Annotated in this window: 22 protein-coding genes; all 22 read left to right on the top strand. The window is 46.6% G+C overall.

Annotated elements, in window-relative coordinates; genetic code table 11:
* The first annotated feature begins 150 nt into the window (after positions 1-150).
* The 22 genes from rpmF to ACYCSE_RS19815 all read left to right on the top strand — a co-directional run bounded on the left by rpmF (position 151) and on the right by ACYCSE_RS19815 (position 20306).
* Positions 151-324, top strand: coding sequence for a 50S ribosomal protein L32 (gene rpmF / locus ACYCSE_RS19710; protein WP_007429979.1), 174 nt, complete (start codon positions 151-153; stop codon positions 322-324).
* 281 nt (positions 325-605) lie between these two features.
* On the top strand, positions 606-1202 hold the full coding sequence (fapR, locus tag ACYCSE_RS19715) for a transcription factor FapR (RefSeq protein ID WP_007429980.1): 597 nt from the start codon (positions 606-608) through the stop codon (positions 1200-1202).
* A complete protein-coding gene (plsX, locus tag ACYCSE_RS19720; RefSeq protein WP_254349485.1) occupies positions 1186-2178 on the top strand; it encodes a phosphate acyltransferase PlsX in 993 nt (330 codons plus the stop codon). The genes fapR and plsX overlap by 17 nt, the downstream gene beginning before the upstream one ends.
* 8 nt (positions 2179-2186) lie before the next feature.
* Entirely contained in the window at positions 2187-3176 is a 990-nt protein-coding gene (locus tag ACYCSE_RS19725; protein ID WP_069291709.1) for a beta-ketoacyl-ACP synthase III, read from the top strand.
* Positions 3177-3257: 81 nt separating this feature from the next.
* Positions 3258-4202, top strand: a complete 945-nt coding sequence (gene fabD / locus ACYCSE_RS19730) for an ACP S-malonyltransferase (protein WP_069291710.1) — start codon at positions 3258-3260, stop codon at positions 4200-4202.
* Between the two features lie 50 nt (positions 4203-4252).
* Complete coding sequence (fabG, locus tag ACYCSE_RS19735; RefSeq protein WP_025721716.1) at positions 4253-5002, top strand: 3-oxoacyl-[acyl-carrier-protein] reductase; 750 nt, start codon at positions 4253-4255, stop codon at positions 5000-5002.
* 109 nt (positions 5003-5111) lie between these two features.
* Positions 5112-5345 (top strand): acyl carrier protein, encoded by a 234-nt coding sequence (locus tag ACYCSE_RS19740; protein ID WP_007429985.1) that lies wholly within the window; start codon positions 5112-5114, stop codon positions 5343-5345.
* 228 nt (positions 5346-5573) lie between these two features.
* The gene (fabF, locus tag ACYCSE_RS19745) at positions 5574-6812 is read left to right on the top strand and encodes a beta-ketoacyl-ACP synthase II (RefSeq protein ID WP_061832008.1); all 1239 of its coding nucleotides are present in this window, start codon (positions 5574-5576) and stop codon (positions 6810-6812) included.
* A 12-nt stretch (positions 6813-6824) separates the two neighbouring features.
* Positions 6825-7523 (top strand): ribonuclease III, encoded by a 699-nt coding sequence (gene rnc / locus ACYCSE_RS19750; RefSeq protein ID WP_013309856.1) that lies wholly within the window; start codon positions 6825-6827, stop codon positions 7521-7523.
* Between the two features lie 256 nt (positions 7524-7779).
* Positions 7780-11349: a chromosome segregation protein SMC gene (gene smc / locus ACYCSE_RS19755; RefSeq protein ID WP_061832007.1), complete on the top strand. Its 3570-nt coding sequence runs from the start codon at positions 7780-7782 to the stop codon at positions 11347-11349.
* 38 nt (positions 11350-11387) lie between these two features.
* Entirely contained in the window at positions 11388-12404 is a 1017-nt protein-coding gene (ftsY, locus tag ACYCSE_RS19760) for a signal recognition particle-docking protein FtsY (protein WP_254349488.1), read from the top strand.
* A 162-nt stretch (positions 12405-12566) separates the two neighbouring features.
* The gene (gene trhA, locus ACYCSE_RS19765; protein ID WP_013309859.1) at positions 12567-13217 is read left to right on the top strand and encodes a PAQR family membrane homeostasis protein TrhA; all 651 of its coding nucleotides are present in this window, start codon (positions 12567-12569) and stop codon (positions 13215-13217) included.
* A 166-nt stretch (positions 13218-13383) separates the two neighbouring features.
* Positions 13384-13752 (top strand): putative DNA-binding protein, encoded by a 369-nt coding sequence (locus ACYCSE_RS19770; RefSeq protein ID WP_459699506.1) that lies wholly within the window; start codon positions 13384-13386, stop codon positions 13750-13752.
* Between the two features lie 51 nt (positions 13753-13803).
* A complete protein-coding gene (ffh, locus tag ACYCSE_RS19775) occupies positions 13804-15180 on the top strand; it encodes a signal recognition particle protein (protein WP_061832003.1) in 1377 nt (458 codons plus the stop codon).
* 67 nt (positions 15181-15247) lie between these two features.
* Positions 15248-15520: a 30S ribosomal protein S16 gene (rpsP, locus tag ACYCSE_RS19780; protein ID WP_013309862.1), complete on the top strand. Its 273-nt coding sequence runs from the start codon at positions 15248-15250 to the stop codon at positions 15518-15520.
* Positions 15521-15543: 23 nt separating this feature from the next.
* A complete protein-coding gene (locus tag ACYCSE_RS19785) occupies positions 15544-15774 on the top strand; it encodes a KH domain-containing protein (protein WP_013309863.1) in 231 nt (76 codons plus the stop codon).
* Positions 15775-15871: 97 nt separating this feature from the next.
* The gene (gene rimM, locus ACYCSE_RS19790) at positions 15872-16387 is read left to right on the top strand and encodes a ribosome maturation factor RimM (RefSeq protein ID WP_069291714.1); all 516 of its coding nucleotides are present in this window, start codon (positions 15872-15874) and stop codon (positions 16385-16387) included.
* The gene (gene trmD / locus ACYCSE_RS19795) at positions 16387-17205 is read left to right on the top strand and encodes a tRNA (guanosine(37)-N1)-methyltransferase TrmD (RefSeq protein WP_061832001.1); all 819 of its coding nucleotides are present in this window, start codon (positions 16387-16389) and stop codon (positions 17203-17205) included. The genes rimM and trmD overlap by 1 nt, the downstream gene beginning before the upstream one ends.
* A gap of 224 nt (positions 17206-17429) precedes the next feature.
* Positions 17430-17774: a 50S ribosomal protein L19 gene (gene rplS, locus ACYCSE_RS19800; protein ID WP_010346403.1), complete on the top strand. Its 345-nt coding sequence runs from the start codon at positions 17430-17432 to the stop codon at positions 17772-17774.
* Positions 17775-17875: 101 nt separating this feature from the next.
* Positions 17876-18502: a signal peptidase I gene (gene lepB / locus ACYCSE_RS19805; RefSeq protein ID WP_061832000.1), complete on the top strand. Its 627-nt coding sequence runs from the start codon at positions 17876-17878 to the stop codon at positions 18500-18502.
* 86 nt (positions 18503-18588) lie between these two features.
* Positions 18589-19449: a ribosome biogenesis GTPase YlqF gene (ylqF, locus tag ACYCSE_RS19810; protein WP_023988173.1), complete on the top strand. Its 861-nt coding sequence runs from the start codon at positions 18589-18591 to the stop codon at positions 19447-19449.
* Positions 19450-19658: 209 nt separating this feature from the next.
* On the top strand, positions 19659-20306 hold the full coding sequence (locus tag ACYCSE_RS19815; protein WP_081112524.1) for a ribonuclease HII: 648 nt from the start codon (positions 19659-19661) through the stop codon (positions 20304-20306).
* The last annotated feature ends 18 nt before the right edge of the window (positions 20307-20324 follow it).

Here is a 20324-nt window from a genome sequence, read left to right on the forward strand (position 1 = left end):
TGCCGGAGAGTTACTGAACCGATGCGTGGATGTTGCAGGCTTGATTCACCGGCTGTAAGATAATTGCTTCTAGCATTTTCTTTCAGTCTTGAATGAGATAAGAAGTCATACCCGTTATGCGGGGTTGATCTGGTTAAGGAGGTGGGAAGAATGGCAGTACCTCAACGGAGAACATCCAAAACTCGTCGCGACAAACGTCGTACTCACTTTAAACTGGCAGTACCAGGTATGGTGAAATGCTCCGAATGCGGCGAATTGAAACTTGCTCACCATGTGTGCAAAGTTTGCGGAACGTACAAAGCTAGAGAGATCATCTCTCAATAATGTCCGATAAGCGGATTCTTTGGAATCTTCGCAGAAAGAGTAGCGCTTCACTTCAGTGAGGCGCTACTTTTTTTGTCTGCATGCTTCCTTTTTACGTCAGCATGCTATATACTGTTTTAGTACCAGGTTCTAAGAAAGAAGGGCCGAAGGGGTTCCTTTATACATACAAGAAGACAAATCGGCTTGAAGTCTCGCCGTTAGAAAGTGAAGTAAAGTAACCCAAACTGTCGTCTGAACGACAGTTTATTGTAGGGAAAGGAGGCGTCACTGACATCGAACGTTTGCCGAAGAGACAGAGACAGCAGCGGCTGACTCAATTAATTGATGATAATCCGTTCGTAACGGATCAGGAATTGACAAGACAGCTGAAGGTAAGTATTCAGACTATTCGGCTGGACCGGATGGAACTGGGAATCCCGGAATTGCGGGAACGGCTAAAGCTGATGGCTGAGCGCTCCTACGACCAGGTTCGTTCCTTGCCTTTGCATGAAGTGATCGGGGATATCGTTGATCTACAGTTGGATCGAAGCGGTATTTCGATTTTTGAGATTAAAGAGGAACATATTTTTTCGCGTACTGGCATTGCGCGGGGGCATTATGTATTTGCCCAGGCCAATTCATTGGCCGTTGCCGTGATTAATGATGAGATAGCATTGACCGCGTCAGCGGATATACGCTTTGTCCGCCCGGTTCATTTAGGTGAGAAGTGCATTGCCAAGGCATATGTACGCTCCAATCCAGAACAAAAAGGGAAGGCTAAAGTGGAAGTCTTTGCCTACGTAGGAGAAGAAATGGTGTTCCAAGGCAACTTTGTCATTTATCGCTCCACGGAGGAAGAGTATAGCGAAGGAGGAAGTCAGCATGCGGATCGCCATTGATGCCATGGGGGGAGATAATGCTCCTGAGGCGACAGTAGAGGGCGCGCTATCTGCGGCGGCGGAATGGAAGGATACGGACATTACGCTGGTTGGTGACCGGGAACGTATTGAATCGGTTCTGAACGGCAGGGCGTTGCCGACGAACCTCAGCATTCGCCATGCATCCGAAACGATAGATGCGCAGGACGAGCCTGTAAAGGCAGTGCGCCGTAAAAAGGATGCTTCGATGGTCGTGGCTGGTCGAATGGTCAGAGAAGGCGAAGCGGATGCCATGATATCCGCAGGTAATACAGGCGCGCTAATGACCACAGGGTTGCTGGTGGTTGGAAGAATGGAAGGCATTGAACGTCCGGCTCTCGCGCCGATGATACCAACGATTGATGATCAGGGTATTCTGGCGCTTGACTTGGGAGCCAATATGGATGCCAAACCTGAGCATCTTGCCCAGTATGCACTGATGGGGAGTTTGTATCGTCAGAAAGTTCACGGTGTGGCTTCTCCAAGGGTGGGTCTGCTGAATGTGGGGACTGAAGCTGGGAAGGGCAATGAACTGACGAAGTTGGCATTTCCACTTATTGAGCAGTTACCTGTCAATTTTGTGGGTAATGTTGAATCGAGAGATGTGTTAACCGGGAATTGCGATGTACTGGTGTGTGATGGATTTGCTGGAAATATCATGCTAAAATCACTGGAGGGTACAGCCGGAGCCATATTTTCTCTCTTAAAAGAGCAATTCACCAAATCCTTGAAGACCAAGCTTGCGGCAGCCTTGATTATGCCTGAGCTTCGCAGTCTGAAAGGTAAATTGGATTATAAAGAGCATGGCGGGGCTCCTTTGCTGGGTTTGAGTGGACTCGTCCTGAAAAGTCACGGTTCGTCTGACGGCGTTGCCGTCAAAAACGCGGTAAGGCAGGCTCGTACGGCCTTGCAAAACCGGTTGGTGGAAAGTATATCCAAGGAAATCAGCAGGAAGTGAGTGACGATATGAATAAATTACGGCCGGTTGGTGTTATCGGAACAGGGAAATACGTACCTGAGAAAATTCTGACCAATAAAGATTTGGAAGCAATCGTAGAAACGAGTGATGAATGGATTGTCAGCCGTACAGGGATTCAGGAGCGCCATATTGCGGCTCCAGAACAGGCTACATCTGATTTAGCTTATGAAGCAGCAATTAAGGCGTTGGAGTCCGCGGGTATGACGGCACAGGATCTGGATTTAATTATTGTAGCTACGGTTACACCGGATATGGCGTTTCCGTCAACTGCCTGCATTCTTCAGGACAAATTGGGAGCCAAAGGCGCAGCAGCTTTCGATTTGTCTGCGGCATGCTCAGGTTTTGTATACGGACTGGCTACGGCAACGAGCTTCATTAAGACAGGTATTTATAATAATGCATTAATCATTGGGGCAGACTGTCTTTCTCGGATTACAGATTATACCGACCGCAATACCTGTGTTCTATTCGGAGATGGTGCAGGAGCTGTAGTGATTGGCGAAGTGCCTGAAGGTAGAGGATTCCAATCCTTTGATCTCGGGGCTGAAGGTGCCGGAGGCAGCTTACTCAAGTTGGAAGCAGGAGGCTCGCGTTTGCCTGCGAGTGCAGACACACTGGAAAATAAACAGCACTATATTTACATGAACGGACGCGAAGTGTTCAAGTTCGCGGTTCGTGTTATGGGAACGGCAACGGTTGATGTGTTGGAAAAAGCAGGGCTGTCCAAAGATGATATTGATCTGTTCGTTCCGCATCAAGCCAATATTCGCATCATCCAATCGGCGATGCAACGTCTGGATTTACCAGAGGAAAAGGTAGTTGTTAATGTTCATAAATATGCGAATACATCTGCAGCATCAATCCCTCTCGCTCTTGTGGAAGCAGCTGAGGAAGGCCGCATGAAGGAAGGCGACCGTGTATTAATGGTGGGCTTTGGCGGTGGCTTGACCTGGGGAGCGTCGGTTCTTGTCTGGTAACGAGATGGAAGTTTTGATATAATATTGAATTTGTGTAGTGTTTTACAGGACAAGCATTGGATATAGAGAGGTGCATACACGATGGGCAAAACGGCATTTATATTTCCCGGTCAGGGCTCACAAGCTGTAGGTATGGCTAAAGATGCTTATGAAGCAGTTCCAGCTGCAACAGAAGTGTTTCGCCAAGCGGACGAACGGTTAGGATTCGCACTAAGCACACTGATTTTTGAAGGGCCGGACACAGCTTTGAAGCAAACATCCAATACGCAACCTGCACTGTTAACGGCGAGCATTGCGTTGTATGAAGCGTTCAAGGAAAAAATGGGCATTCATCCCGATTATGTGGCTGGACACAGTCTAGGAGAATACAGCGCGCTAGTCGCTTCCGGTGTCCTCGCATTTGAGGATGCGGTTGAGATCGTTCGTACACGTGGCGAGTTCATGGAGCAGGCCATTCCTGATGGGCAAGGCGGGATGGCTGCTGTGTTGGGAGCTGATCGTGAAGCATTGGCAGCATTGTGCCGTGATATTACGGAGTCTGGTCAACTGGTCGAACTAGCCAACATCAATTGTCCCGGACAAATTGTTGTATCTGGTACGAAGGAGGGCGTAGCTGCTGTCGCTGAACGTGTGAAGGAAGCAGGAGGCAAGCGCGCTATTACTCTGGAGGTTAGTGGTCCTTTCCACTCGTCATTGATGAAGGAAGCAGCGACCAAGCTCTCCGGCAAGTTGGGGGCTGTAACTTTCTCCAAAGCTCAGATTCCGGTTGTTGCCAATGTAACAGCTAAACCTGTGCGTGAGGGGAGCGAAATCCGCCAACTGTTGGTGGATCAGGTCTATTCTCCGGTACTGTGGGAAGACAGTGTAACATGGCTACTAGAACAAGGTGTTGACACCTTTGTTGAGTTTGGACCGGGAAGTGTTTTGACTGGACTGGTTAAAAAAATCGACAAAACGGTTAAGCTGTATAATATAAGCAGCCTGGAGTCGTTTGCTTCTGTAACGGAAGCCTTGGAGGCCCGTTAAAAGTATAATCATTGCCTTAACGGGTTATATACTTGCAAGGGGGGACTATGATGTCTAAGCCATTGAGTGGAAAAACGGCGCTCGTTACGGGAGCGTCGCGCGGAATTGGCCGTAGTATCGCGCTGGCGCTGGCTGAAGCAGGCGCTAATGTGGCAGTAAACTATGCTGGTAGTGAAGCGGCTGCGACTGAGGTAGCAGAGCAGATTCGTGCCAAAGGTGTAGAGGCTATTACAGTTCAGGCTAATGTCGGTCGCGCTGACGAAGCAGATCAGTTGATCAAGGATGTGATTGGCGCTTGGGGCAAGATTGACATCCTGGTGAATAATGCCGGCATAACAAGAGATAATTTAATCATGCGCATGAAGGAAGAGGAATTCGATCAGGTGATCGAAACGAATCTGAAGGGTGTGTTTAATTGTCTTAAGGCGGCAACACGTCCAATGATGAAGCAGCGTTCTGGCCGAATTATCAATATCTCCTCCGTGGTCGGTGTACTTGGCAACGCAGGACAAGCCAACTACGTTGCTGCTAAAGCAGGGGTAATTGGTCTTACCAAATCCTCTGCTCGAGAGCTTGCGTCGAGAGGTATTACAGTGAACTGTGTGGCTCCTGGATTCATCGATACTGAGATGACGCAGGTACTGGCTGATGATTTGCGTGACAATATGCTTAGCGGTATACCGCTGGCCCGTCTTGGACGGCCTGAGGAAATTGCTGACGTGGTGCTGTTCTTGGCCTCGGATGCTTCCTCATATATGACGGGCCAGACTTTGCATGTGGATGGCGGCATGTATATGTAAGTAGCATGTTGCCAATCCGCATGCCCCGATGAAGAGTTGTCAATGAAAACTCTCTTCTATGGCATTTTAATTGTAATTTTCGTATAATACCTAAGAGGAGGTGAGCCGGATGTCCGATGTATTGGAGCGCGTAAAACGCATTGTCGTTGACCGTTTGGGAGCCGACGAAGCCGAAGTTACACTTGAAGCATCTTTTAAAGATGATTTAGGCGCTGATTCTCTCGATGTAGTTGAATTGGTAATGGAATTGGAAGATGAGTTTGATATGGAAATCTCTGATGAAGATGCAGAGAAAATTACAACTGTAGGTGAAGTTGTGAAGTACATACAATCTCATACCTAATTCATGTCATCAAAAGTCCCGTTCTGTTACAGGCGGGACTTTCTCCTAATTATACAGATTGAACTAAAGACGGAATTGCCGCGTGTTTTTGAGTTTGGCTCAGCTTCACTTAGTCAAAGGCTGAGAAGTATGCGGCATTACTAACTTTAGTTGATTCTATATTATTTTTACGCACAAGAGTGTGCGGTCTTAAAATACAATATGCAGTAGACATAGAGGTGATTATCTTTGAAACAACGTGTTGTCATAACAGGAATGGGTGTAATCACTTCGCTGGGACAGGATTTGAACACACTATGGGATAATCTGATGGCTGGAAAATCCGGCGTCAGTGAAATCGAAGCTTTCGATACAAGTGAGTACACTACGAAAATAGCCGCTTCCATTAAAGATTTTAATCCAGAGGATTATATTGAACGTAAGGATGCGCGTAAAATGGACCGCTTTGTGCAGTTTGCGGTTGCTGCTAGTAAGTTGGCGCTTGAGGACAGCGGACTTGTAATCGGAGAAAATGCGGACGCTGAGCGTGTTGGTGTATCTGTCGGTTCCGGTATTGGCGGATTGGGAACTTGGGAAGATCAGCACAACGCACTGATTGAAAAAGGACCTAAACGCGTAAGCCCTTTCTTCATCCCGATGATGATTGCTAATATGGGTTCCGGTCAAGTATCGATTTCACTCGGTGCTAAAGGCCCTAATACATCACCAGTTACGGCATGTGCCACGGGCAGTCATGCTATTGGCGATTCCTTCCGCATGATTCAGCGCGGTGACGCAGACGCCATGATTTGCGGAGGAGCTGAGGCCACTATTCGTCCGATTGGTATGGCTGGATTTTGTTCCATGCGAGCGATGTCCACGCGTAATGACGAGCCTCAAAAGGCAAGTCGTCCTTTTGATACCGAAAGAGACGGGTTTGTTATGGGCGAAGGCTCTGGTGTTCTTATTCTGGAATCGTTGGATCATGCTTTGAAGCGTGGTGCGCGTATTTACGGTGAAGTGATTGGCTACGGTCTTTCTGGCGATGCCCATCATATGACGGAGCCTGATCCAGAGGGAGCGGCACGCTGCATTAGAATGGCGATCCGTGATGCTGGATTGAATCCTGAAGAGATTGATTATATCAATGCACATGGTACATCTACACCAGTCGGTGATAAATCCGAAACGGAAGCAGTTAAGAAAACGCTTGGAGAGCATGCCTATAAGGTAGCGATCAGCTCAACCAAGTCGATGACAGGGCATTTATTGGGTGCAGCGGGCGGCGTTGAAGCCGTGATCTGTGGTCTCGCCCTTCAGCATCAGACGATTCCGCCAACGATTAATTTGGATAATCAAGACCCGGCATGCGATCTTGATTATGTACCTAATAAGCCGAGAAAAGCGGAACTGAATGTGGTTATGTCCAATTCCTTTGGTTTTGGCGGTCACAATGCTACGGTTATTCTAAAAAAATATGAAGCATAAGGGGTCAGTTCGTTGAGTGGAGACTTGAAGCAATTACAGCAGAAACTTCATATTCAATTCAACAATCGGCAGCTTCTGAAGCAGGCCTTTACGCACGCTTCCTACGTAAACGAACATCGGTTCAGTCAGCATGCAGACAATGAGCGTCTTGAATTTTTAGGTGACGCTGTTCTGGAACTGACGGTGTCCGAGCAATTGTACAATCAGTACCCTAACCGACCCGAAGGCGAACTCACCAAGTTGCGTGCAGCTATTGTCTGTGAGCCTTCTCTGGTGAAATTTGCTGTCGGGCTTGAGTTCGGGCAATATGTACTGCTTGGAAAAGGTGAAGAGTTGACAGGTGGACGTACTCGTCCGGCTCTGTTGGCTGATGTATTCGAAGCGTTCGTAGGTGCGCTTTATTTGGATCAGGGTCTGGAGGCCGTCCGTTCGTTTCTGGAACGTTATATTTTTCCTCAAATTGTATTAAACGGTAAGCTTCAGATGAGTGATTTCAAAACAGAGCTTCAGGAACTGACGCAGCATCATAACATGGGGATGCTTGAATACAAGATTGTAGAGGAGCGCGGACCAGCCCATGAGCGCGAGTTTGTAGCTGAGGTATATATGGACAGCGAACGGCTAGGGGCAGGTACGGGACGCTCCAAAAAAGAAGCTGAGCAGCAAGCAGCGGCAGTAGCTTTAAACCGTTTGAAGCTGGCAGAATCGTAATCGGTACCTGAGCAGCCCGGACGGGTTACGCAAGCAGGGGGCACAAAGTAAGAGCAAAGGGCAGTCCGCGGGGAGTCCCGGCCCGTAATGGCGAATGGACTGCGTTTTGCTCTTTTTTCGTGGCTTTGCTGGTGTAATGTGAGTGTCGGTACTGTGCTTTATACAAGCTAGTTTATGCTACAATAGGGATAATTCATATCAATCAGGTATACGGTGTTGTACAAGCATATTTGAAATGTTAGAGGTGAGATTGAGCATGTTTTTAAAGCGCATTGAGCTGGCGGGCTTCAAATCGTTTGCAGATAAAACGGAAATGGAATTTGTCCGCGGCATTACGGCAGTCGTCGGACCCAACGGAAGTGGAAAAAGTAATATTTCCGACGGAATTCGTTGGGTGCTGGGCGAACAGAGTGCCAAATCACTGCGTGGCGGCAAAATGGAGGACATTATTTTTGCGGGTAGTGATGCTCGTAAGGCTGTTAATTACGGTGAAGTATCGCTTACGTTGGATAATGAAGATCAAGCGTTGCCTCTGGATTTTGGTGAGGTCACGGTAACGCGACGTGTACATCGAAGTGGGGATAGTGAATATTTCATTAATCGGCAATCATGCAGACTCCGAGATATTACAGAGCTGTTTATGGATACAGGCATTGGTAAAGAAGCTTATTCAATTATTGGGCAGGGACGCATTGAAGAAATTCTGAGTACCCGATCTGAGGATCGTCGAGGTATTTTTGAGGAAGCTTCGGGTATCGTAAAATATAAATCGCGTAAAAAAGATGCGGTTCGCAAGCTGGATGAAACGGAGCAAAATTTGCTGCGTATTCACGATTTGGTTAGTGAACTGGAGGATCAGATTGGACCGCTTAAGGAGCAGTCTGAAAAGGCGATTCATTTTAAAGAGCTGCGCGGTGAATTGAAATCAAAAGAAATTTCAATGTACGTCCATCAAATTGAACAAATTCATACTTCGTGGAGCGATGCGACTTCCAAACTAGCTCTGTTGCAGCAGGAGCAGCTTCAGTTGTCTACGGTGGTGTCCCGCCATGATGCGATGCTGGAAAGCGACCGCAACGAATTGCGCCAGCTGGAAGAGCAGGTAGAGCAGTTGCAAAGGGATTTGTTGCAATACAGTGAAGCGACGGAGAAAAGTGAAGGCTACGGCGAATTGCTCAAAGAGCGCACACGCAATCTGGAGGCTAATCGGGAACAATTGATCTTATCACTTAGCACAAGCGAATCACGGCATTCCGAGCGCAGGAGTGAACTGGATCAGCTGAACGAAAAACTGTCTGCACTGAATGTAGAGCTTGACGAGTTGCGTGCGCGGCTGTCTGACGAAGAGGCCAAACTGATTGGTGTTACAGGCGGAATCAGCCAGGAGCAGGAAGAAAGCCTAAAGGGTGGTCTGCTGGAGCTGATGAATCAGATGGCGCAGGCGCGTAACGAAATTCGTTATACAGACCAACAGAAGGAAGCATTGGAACGGCGTGTGACTCGCGTAAGTGACGAATCCGGCAAATGGGAAGCCCAGAAAGTACAACTTGAACAGCGCAAAAAGGGATTGGAAGCTGCGGTTCAGAAGCTGGGGCAGGAAATCAGTAGTTTGCGTAGTGGCTATATTCAGGGAAGTGAAAAGTACCAGGCCCTGCAAAAACTACTGGAAGAAAACCAGGGTACGGTTCGTAAATGGGAACAAAAACGTGAGGCTCAAATTTCACGGCGAGATACAATGAAGGAAATGCAGGATGACTTTGACGGCTTCATGCTTGGAGTTAAAGAGGTATTGAAGGCTGCACGAAAAGAAACTTTGCATGGTGTGCATGGAGCGGTAGCGGAACTGATTCGGGTGCCCGAGCATTTAGAGCAGGCGATGGAAACCGCTTTGGGTGCTTCAGTTCAGCATATCGTGATGGAAAATGAATCCGTATCCAGACAGGCGATCAGTTTTCTAAAGCAACGTCAACTGGGCAGAGCGACATTTTTGCCTATGGATGTTATTCGTCCGCGTCAAATCGGTGCAGGAGAACGCCAAATTGCAGAAGGAGCCGAAGGCTTTGTCGGAATCGGTGCAGATCTTGTTCAGTATGATGATCGATATGCCGGAATTGTAGGCAGTCTCTTGGGGAATGTGGTCATTGCCCGTACGTTGGAAGATGCAAACCGTATTGCGGCCCGTTGCCAATATAGATACCGCGTTGTCACTTTGGAAGGCGATGTTGTCAATGCAGGGGGTTCCATGACTGGGGGAAGCCAGTTCAAGAAAAATGCTAATCTGCTTGGACGCAAACGTCAGCTGGATCAGTTGGATCAAGACATTGTAGATACGGAGCAGCAAATTGCAAGGTTGCGCCAGAGTGCAATAGATACCAAACGCCAGTTGGAGGAGACGCAGACCCGTCTGGACGAGTTGCGCCAGGGCGGCGATGTGAAGCGCGGTGAAGAGCAGCAGATGGCAATGGAACTCAAGCAACTGGAGCATGAACTTCGTCATGTTCTAGAGCAGGTCGCTGCGTCTGGTCAGGAGAAAAAGGGCTTTGATCAGGAAATCAAGGAGCTGGAAACTTCCCGTGAAGAAGCGTTGGTAAAGTTGGCTGCGTTGGAGGAAGAAGAAAAGAAAACGCATCAGGCCATTCACGCTGCTGAATTTGCCCGTAAAGCCAACGAATCTGCCAAAGAGCAGCTGCAGGGAGAGCTCACGAATCTTAAGGTAAGGGAAGGAAAGCTGGACCAAGAGCGCTTTTCTTTGGAAGAGCAGCTGCGCAGATTGCGTGGGGATTATGATACTCTTGGTAAGGATTCGAGACAAAACAAAACCTTGCTTGCTTCCATCGAAGCAGATTTGCTGACCAATGAGCAGGAGACCGTGAAACAGATTGAAAATCTCAATCAATACCGTTTGAAAAAGGAAGAAGCCGCACAGCAATTGGAATTCAAACGGGCTGCACGCAGCAGCTTGTCCAAAAAGCTTGAAGTGGCTGAGAACGACACGAAAGAACAGCGAATTCAGCTCAAGTCAGTGGAGGAGTTGCTTCGTCAAACGGAAATTGGAGTAAATCGGCTTGATGTGGAACTGGAAAACGTTCTGAAAAAATTAAGTGATGATTATGAACTCAGCTATGAGTTAGCCAAGCAGCGTTACCCTATACCGGAAGATATTGAAGGTACGCAGAGCGAGGTAGAGAGGCTCAAACGGGGTATTTCCGCGTTGGGTGAGGTGAATCTGGGCGCCATTGAAGAATACCAGCGTGTGCATGAGCGTTATACGTTTCTTGATGAGCAAAAGTCTGATTTGGTGGAGGCCAAGACAACACTTTATCAGGTTATTCGTGAAATGGATGAAGAAATGTCCAAGCGCTTTAAGACTACGTTCGATGCTATTCGGCGCGAATTTGGAACGGTATTCTCCAAGCTGTTCGGAGGCGGACGTGCTGATCTCGTGCTGCTTGACCCGGAACGCTTGCTGGAGACGGGGATCGACATCGTAGCTCAGCCACCAGGCAAAAAATTGCAAAACTTGCAGCTGCTGTCGGGCGGTGAGCGTGCGTTAACAGCGATGGCGTTATTATTTGCCATTTTACACGTTAAACCTGTCCCATTCTGTGTACTCGATGAAGTAGAGGCTGCATTGGACGAAGCAAACGTGGTGCGTTTTGCCCAGTATTTACGAGAATTCTCGGAGCAGACACAGTTCATTGTAGTCACACACCGTAAGGGCACAATGGAAGAATCTGATGTGCTTTACGGGGTTACGATGGAGGAAGGCGGGGTTTCCAAACTCGTATCTGTCAAGCTAGACAACGATGAAGCTGAGATTGCCTGACATTAAATAACATACTTTCAGACCAACGGAGGGAATCCATGAGTTTCTTTAGGAAATTGAAGGAAAGCATTGCAAACAAAACTGAATCTGTCACAAAACAGTTCAAAGATGGATTGGAAAAAACACGTAAAGGTTTTGTTGAAAAAGTAACGGACTTGATGATTCGCCGTAAAAAGATTGATGAGGAATTTTATGAGGAACTGGAAGAAATTCTGATCGGAGCGGACGTAGGCGTCAACACGGTTATGAACCTCATTGAAGACCTGCGAGAAGAAGTGAAAAAGCGCAAAATTGAGGACGCATCGGAATTACAGCCTGTATTGTCGGAAAAGCTTTCCGAGTTGCTGCGGGGGAATGACAATAGTCAGCTCAAAATGAGCGCTGAAGGGATTACAGTCATTCTATTCGTGGGAGTCAATGGCGTCGGCAAAACGACAACCATTGGCAAGTTAGCTCACCGTTTTAAACAAGAGGGCAAAAAAGTATTGTTGGCTGCCGGAGATACGTTCCGGGCGGGTGCGATTGAACAGTTGGAGGTATGGGGCGAACGGGCAGGTGTAGAGGTTATTAAGCAGCAATCCGGTTCCGATCCGGCTGCGGTTATGTTTGATGCCGTACAGGCTGCCAAGCAGCGTCAAGTGGATGTTTTGTTGTGTGATACCGCTGGACGTCTTCAGAATAAAAGCAATCTGATGGAGGAACTGAACAAAATTTTCCGCGTGATCCAACGCGAAATTCCAGATGCTCCTCATGAAGTGTTGTTGGTACTTGATGCGACGACTGGACAAAATGCACTTAACCAAGCCAAGCTGTTTGGTGAGAAAAGCGGTGTAACCGGGCTGGTACTAACGAAGTTGGATGGTACAGCGAAGGGCGGGATTGTTGTGGCCATCCGTCAGGAGCTGAATTTGCCTGTTAAGCTGGTGGGCTTAGGTGAAAAAGTGAATGATCTTCAACCGTTTGATTCCGAGCAATTCGTTCATGCGTTGTTTGCGGGGTTGATTCAGGAAGAGACCGTCGAAGCAACTGCTGCAGACGAGGAAGAACAGAACTGATACGTTTAAAGTAGGCTTTTATGCTACGTTTGGGACTAAGTAGCCATCCTGTTGCTGCTCAAGCTCGTCCAGATGTATAATGAAAGCAAGAGGTCTGTCGATGCCGTATATGTAATGTATGTTGTATGTAAAATATAAATAAGGAAGCCGGGTGAAAAACCGATGGCAAACACCTACACCTACTCCCGACGGGAAGAAGTAGCCAACGCCATTACACATGGAATTGGAGCCGTTTTAAGCGTGGCAGCGCTTGTGTTACTCATTGTTTTTGCTAGCTTGAAAGGAACCACTTGGCATGTCGTCAGCTTTACGATTTACGGGATTACGATGTTGCTGTTGTACACCAATTCAACGTTGCTTCATAGCCTGCGTGAAGGGAAAATGAAGGATTTGTTCGAAATATTCGATCATTCTTGCATTTACCTGTTCATTGCAGGTAGCTACACCCCGTTTATGCTCGTTGCACTGCGAGGTACTCTGGGATGGACACTGTTTGGAGTGATTTGGGGGATTGCACTGTTTGGTGTGTTGTTCAAGGCGTTCTTCACCAAGCGCTTCCTGTTTATGTCTACCGTGTTTTACATTGTGATGGGCTGGCTCATCACCATTGCCTGGAATCCTCTGGTTGCGACTGTTCCCGCCGGAGGGATGACGTTATTGTTCGTAGGTGGTCTTATGTATACGTTGGGCACGATTTTCTATGTGTGGCGGGCATTTCCATATCACCATGCGATCTGGCATCTGTTTGTTTTAGCAGGCAGCATACTTCATTTTCTGGCTGTTCTGCTGTATCTTACTCCAGTAAGAGTTTAAGTAACAGTGGGCAAAAAGCCGATCCGTACTTCCGTTTGAGGGCAGTGGATCGGCTTTTTTTTGTATGACAAGGGATAATGCTTGACATCTTCTTTTCTTTTATGTATCATAAGGAACGTTGAAAAGAACTGTAAAGTGTTTTTCCTTGACGATGGAGGTATACAAGATGAGTCAGGAGAATCGGCTGGAAAAGACAAACCGGATTAACCGACTGTTTGACTTCTATGAACCTCTGCTTACAGAGAAGCAACAAATGTTTTTAAAATATTACTTCCATGATGATTTTTCTTTAGGGGAAATCGCATCGGAATTTCAAATTAGCCGTCAGGCAGTATATGAACATATTAAACGTGCTGAACAGGTATTGGAAATGTATGAGGAAAAGCTTGGTTTGCTAAGCAAGTATGAGCGTAGAATCCAAGATCTCGAAGAATTAAATAAGACGTTGTATGAGGCATTCGGTAAAATCGGTGAGCCCGATGAAGGCATTCTGCAACATGTTCATCAAATTGTAAATCGCCTGCAGGAACTGTAGGACATATAGATTAAGAATAAACAACCCTGGTAGACAAGGAGGTGCGAAAGTATGGCATTTGAAGGATTATCGACTCGCTTGCAAAATGTATTCAGTAAACTGCGCGGTAAAGGAAAAGTGTCTGAGGATGATGTAGCTCAGGCGATGCGTGAAGTACGATTAGCTTTGCTTGAGGCGGACGTTAACTTCAAGGTTGTAAAGGACTTTATTGCCAAGGTAAAGGAGAAATCCGTTGGTAAGGAAGTGATGGACAGCTTTACGCCAGGCATGGTCATCATCGACATCGTGAACAAAGAACTGACCGAGTTGATGGGTGGCAGTCAGGCCAAGCTTGCCAAAGCAAACAAACCGCCTACGGTCATTATGATGGTGGGTCTCCAGGGCGCAGGTAAGACGACAACGTCTGGTAAACTGGCGAAATTGCTGCAAAAGCAAAATCATCGTCCATTGCTTGTAGCTGGTGATATTTATAGACCAGCCGCGATCAAGCAGCTTCAGGTTCTTGGGGAGCAGATTAATACTCCTGTATTTACACTGGGAGATCAGACAAGCCCGGTAGAAATTGCAAAACAGGGTTTGCAGCATGCTAAGGATAATGGTAATGACTACGTTATTATAGATACTGCTGGTCGTCTTCATGTTGATGAAGAGCTCATGGAAGAGTTGCGCCAGATTCATACCAATGTCAACCCGGATGAAGTTCTACTGGTTGTAGATAGCATGACGGGGCAAGACGCGGTTAACGTTGCGGAGCACTTTAATAATAGCTTGGAGTTAACGGGAGTTGTACTGACGAAGCTGGATGGTGACACTCGTGGTGGTGCGGCTTTATCGGTCAAGGCTGTGACGGGATGCCCAATCAAGTTTGCTACATTGGGTGAAAAGCTGGATGCGATGGAGCCGTTTCATCCTGAACGGATGGCTTCACGGATTTTAGGCATGGGTGATATGTTGTCCCTGATTGAAAAAGCGCAGTCCAATATCGACGCCGATAAGGCGAAGGAAATGGAACGGAAAATGCGTAATGCCGAGTTTACTTTTGAAGATTTTCTGGAGCAAATGGATCAAGTTAAGAAGCTTGGCCCAATCGACCAGATTCTTGATATGATTCCCGGTATGGGCAACATGAAGCAAATGAAAGATATCAAAGTGGATGACAAACAGATGGGCCGGATTGAGGCTATCGTTCATTCTATGACCACACAGGAAAAGCAAAACCCAGACATGATTAATCATAGCCGTCGCAAACGTATTTCTGTAGGCAGTGGAACATCACTGGCTGAGGTAAATCGTCTGATAAAGCAATTTGACGAAATGCGTCGTATGATGAAGCAGTTCTCAGATATGATGGGACCTAAGGGTGGAAAAAACAAGGCTATGAAGCAGTTGAAGAGTATGGGTAAAGGTATGAAGTTTCCTTTCCGCTAAGGCCAATAGGCCCTTGGAATTATGGGATAACAATATACAGTCTACTTTTTGAAGGAGGTGAATTTTCGTGGCAGTTCGTATTCGTCTGAAACGTATGGGTGCACATAAAGCTCCTTTCTATCGCGTCGTGGTATCTGATTCTCGTTCCCCGCGTGACGGTCGTTTTATCGAAGAAATCGGTTACTACAACCCAATCACAGTACCAGCGGTTGTAAAAATTGATGAAGATAAAGCGCTGAAATGGTTGCAAGATGGTGCACAAGCATCCGACACAGTCCGTAACTTGCTTAGCAAAGCGGGCGTAATGAAAAAGTTTCATGAGTCTAAACTACAGAAATAAGGTGCTGATACGGAGGGTCAACCATGGAAGAATTAGTGATAATCATTGCTAAGGCTTTAGTCGATCATCCGGAAGATGTAACCGTGAAGACCTTGGAGAAGGATCGGCTTGTTGTATATGAGCTTAGTGTGCATCCTGAGGATGTAGGCAAAATCATTGGTAAGCAGGGTCGTATCGCCAAGGCGCTTCGCACTGTGGTTGCATCAGCAGCCGTTAAGATGGATAAACGGGTTACCGTAGACATCATATCTTAAAGATATACGAAAGTGGGTTAGGATGTATGTCCTAACCCTTTTTCGTACATGATGAAGATGATATGGAGCGGGACCGATTACAAGCAGGAGGAACATGATGCAACAATTGTTTAATGTCGGAAAAATTGTGAACACCCATGGAATCCGTGGGGAGCTTAAAATATTAACGACGACAGATTTCCCAGAGGATCGCTTTGCTAAAGGTAGTGAGCTTTTGATTGTTCCGGCTGAAGGTAAAGCCCCGATTCCCGTAACTATTGAAACAGCGCGTTTTCAAAAAAATATGGTTGTCGCTAAATTTAAGGAATATCACAATATCAATGAAGTTGAAAAATATAAAGGTACTTTGTTGAAAGTATCTGCTGAGCGGTTAGGCGAATTGGAAGAAAATGAATTCTATTTTCATGAAGTAGTCGGCATGGAAGTGGTGACCGAAGACGGAAATGAGCTCGGCGTGGTCAAAGAAATTTTGACTCCGGGAGCCAATGATGTATGGGTAGTCAAAATGCCTAAAGGCAAGGAACTGCTATTGCCGTATATAGAGGATGTTATTTTGGATGTAAACGTACGCGAAAAACGGGTTACGGTACGGTTGATGGAAGGTCTGCTGTAATGCGGGTGGATGTGCTGACCCTGTTTCCAGAGATGTTTGATGGAGTATTTAATGCAAGCATTCTGGGAAAAGCAAGGGATAAGGGAATTGTATCACTGCAAGCAGTTAATTTTCGTCAGTATGCCGGCAACAAGCATGGACAAGTGGATGATACGCCTTATGGCGGTGGGGGCGGCATGGTTTTAAAGCCTGACCCTATTTTTGCTGCCGTGGAAGCGCTGTTGGATAAATCAGAGGAATCAACATTAGAAACTGCCGATGAAGTTATTCAACATGAAGGGATAGAACGTAACACAGACATAAAATCTCCGCGTATCATTTTGATGTGTCCACAAGGCGAGACTTTTACGCAAAAGAAAGCGGAAGAGCTGGCCAAAGAGGACCATCTTATTTTTATATGTGGGCATTATGAGGGTTATGATGAGCGTATTCGAGAGCATTTGGTGACGGATGAGCTTTCTATCGGAGACTATGTGTTGACTGGTGGTGAGCTTCCAGCCATGGCCGTCATTGACAGTGTGACACGGTTGCTACCAGGAGTGCTGGGGAACGAAACGAGTGCGGTAACGGACTCGTTTAGTACCGGGCTGCTGGAGTACCCCCATTATACCCGGCCTGCGGAGTTTCGGGGCTGGAAAGTCCCTGATGTACTCCTGTCAGGGCATCACGTCAATATTGATTCTTGGAGACGCCAAGAGGCGTTACGTCGCACGATGGAACGCCGACCAGACCTGTTGGAACAGGTTGAACTGACAGGCAAGGAGCGCGTGTGGGTTGAGGAGCAGCGCAAATCTGACTGTTTGGGGGATAAACAATAAAGCGTCTTAGGCATGAGTGGATTTGAAAGCAGGCAGTGACCTGTTTTATAATGGAGTCAATTAAATAATGTTTGGTCAAATCCCTTTTTGTTGTTGCAATGCGGTATCCTCCATGATACAATACATCTGTTGTGTGTAATACGGTGGTCCTCTGTGGATGATGAAGGAAACGGTTGTGTTTCCAGAAGAAGCATGAACACCTGTACGGAAGGAGGGAGTCATAGATGAATATCGTCCAAGCGATCACTGAAGAACAACTGCGTAAAGATTTGCCTAACTTTCGTCCTGGTGACACTTTGAAAGTGCACGTGAAAGTTATTGAGGGAACTCGTGAGCGTATCCAGTTGTTTGAAGGTGTTGTAATTAAACGCCGTGGTGGTGGAATCAGTGAGACTTTTACAGTTCGTAAAATTTCTTACGGTGTAGGTGTGGAAAGAACTTTCCCGCTTCATTCCCCAAAAATCGATAAAATCGACGTGGCTCGCCGTGGTAAAGTGCGTCGTGCGAAGCTTTATTATCTTCGTGAACTGCGCGGTAAAGCAGCGAGAATTAAAGAAATTCGTCGTTAATACAACGAATAACGAAAGGGGCTTGGTTACAAGCTCCTTTCGTTTTTTCTACGTACATAGGGAACTGTGGATTATTGACCGTAAAGAGAGGACAGTGAGCTATGGAGCAAGAAGTAGGACAAGGAGCTGTACAGCAGCCAACTGAACAGGATGGTACGCCCAAGCGTAAACCAAAAAATGAGATTTTTGAGTGGCTCAAGGCCATCATTATTGCGTTAGTGCTTGTCTTTTTAATCCGCTGGCTTCTCTTTAAGCCGTTTATTGTGGATGGCCCGTCGATGCAGCCTAACTTTCATACCGGAGAACGCGTCATTGTAAATGAGATTTTGTATGATTTCCGTGCCCCTAAACCAGGGGAAGTGATCGTGTTTCATGTGCCGGAGGAAGGAAGAGACTTTATCAAACGCGTCATTGCCGTTGAAGGAGATACGGTCAAGGTAGAAGGTGACACGATTACAGTAAATGGTAAGCCGATTCAGGAATCTTACTTGAAAGCTCCTTTAGAAGAAGCGCATCAAAATGGTGAGCTTTACAACAAGTTTACAAATTTTCCAAATGAGAAATTTAAGGATGGAAAAGTTCCGGCGGGGCATATTTTTGTAATGGGAGATAACCGTTCCAATAGTACAGACAGTCGGATGATTGGATATATTGATTTGAAGGAAGTTGTAGGTCGGGCTGACGTTATTTTCTGGCCGGCAAAAGATATGCAGTGGATTAACCACTAGAATAACTAATAAGCAGCATAGCTGCCGTAATCCTAACTAAGAGCCTAAGGGTAAAAGTAGGAGTTACGATCAATGGGGTGATGACGGTGACGATTCAATGGTTTCCTGGTCATATGACCAGAGCGCGCCGCCAAATTGAAGCAAAATTAAAGTTAATTGATTTGGTCATTGAGCTGATTGATGCTCGATTGCCGCTCTCTAGCCGAAATCCAATGATTGATGATATTTTGCAAGGCAAGCCGCGAATGATTATTTTGAATAAAGCAGATTTGGCGGACCCGGTAGTATCACAGCAATGGATTGCCTATTTTAAGGAGCAGGGGCATGTGGCCCTTCCGGTGGATGCCACAACTGGGACGGGACTAAAAGAAATTCCGATTCAGGCCAAGCTGCTGCTTAAGGAAAAGATAGATCGGCAGATTAGGAAGGGAATGAACCCGCGTCCTATGCGTGGGTTGATTGTTGGTATTCCGAATGTCGGCAAATCGACACTGATCAACCGAATGGCGGGACGTAATATTGCAGCTACGGGTGACCGTCCAGGGGTAACGAAGGCACAGCAGTGGATCAAGATTGGAGAAATTGAATTGCTGGATACACCAGGGATTCTATGGCCTAAATTTGAGGATCAGAATGTAGGCTATCGTCTGGCAGTTACAGGTGCGATCAAGGAAGAAATTCTGAATGTCGAGGATATTGCCTTTTTTGCGACTAAATATTTGGTTCAGTACTATTGGGACGCACTGGCAGAGCGCTTTGAGCTCACCGAACGTCCTGAAGATACAGAAAATCCTGATGAAATTGTCAACGTCATGGAAGCGATCGGACGTAAACGTGGCTGTATTGTTAGCGGCGGACGTGTGGATCTCGAAAAGGCGTCAAAAATCATTTTGCGTGAGTTGCGTGCAGGGAAGCTGGGACGGTTCAGTTTGGAAGCTCCTTACTGATTCTACTGGTACACCGATAGAGAACATAGCATTTTGTGGCAAGGAAGAACCTTCCCCATCTCTCCGGAGAGGAGGAAGGTTTTTTTGGTATTTGAAGGCAGTTAAAAAAGGGTTTTGGACGATGAAGGTCTGTGGTAAGCTGAATTCAATCGCTAGAGCTACGGCATGAATGACGCGTTAAACTACATATAGATGGGCAGGTATCGAATATGGAAGATAAAGAGATTGTAGTGAAGGACATGCTACATTATGAAAAAAAATGCTGGGAGCAGTCTTGTGAGCGGATTGCAGGTATTGACGAGGTAGGTCGTGGATGCCTGTTTGGTGATGTTGTGGCCGCAGCAGTCATTTTACCAGTGGGTGAGTTACTGGAAGGTGTGGATGATTCCAAAAAATTGACGGACAAGAAGAGAGAAGCATACTACGAGCTAATTATGGAAAAGGCCATTGCAGTAGGAGTTGGCTATGTAGACGCGCAGACGATTGATGATATCAATATTAAGCAAGCAGCTCGTTTGGCTATGAAGCAGGCTATTGAGGCTTTACATGTGTCTCCTGATTATTTACTGGTGGATGCAGAAAAGGTAGATGTGCCTATTCCTCAACTCTCAATTATTAAAGGAGATGCCAACAGTCAGTCTATTGCGGCGGCCTCTATCATCGCCAAGGTAACCCGTGATCGGCTGTGCAAAGGTGAATGGGATGCGAAGTATCCGGAATATGGGATCGGTATACATAAAGGTTACGCTACCAAGTTACACAGGGAACAAATTTTGGCGCTAGGACCTACAAAGATGCATAGACGCAGCTTTCTGGGCAATTTGTTGACGGAGCAACCGACGCTGTTTGATCTGTAGTTACTTATTATGAATCGG

This window comes from Paenibacillus sp. SEL1, from assembly GCF_054602535.1.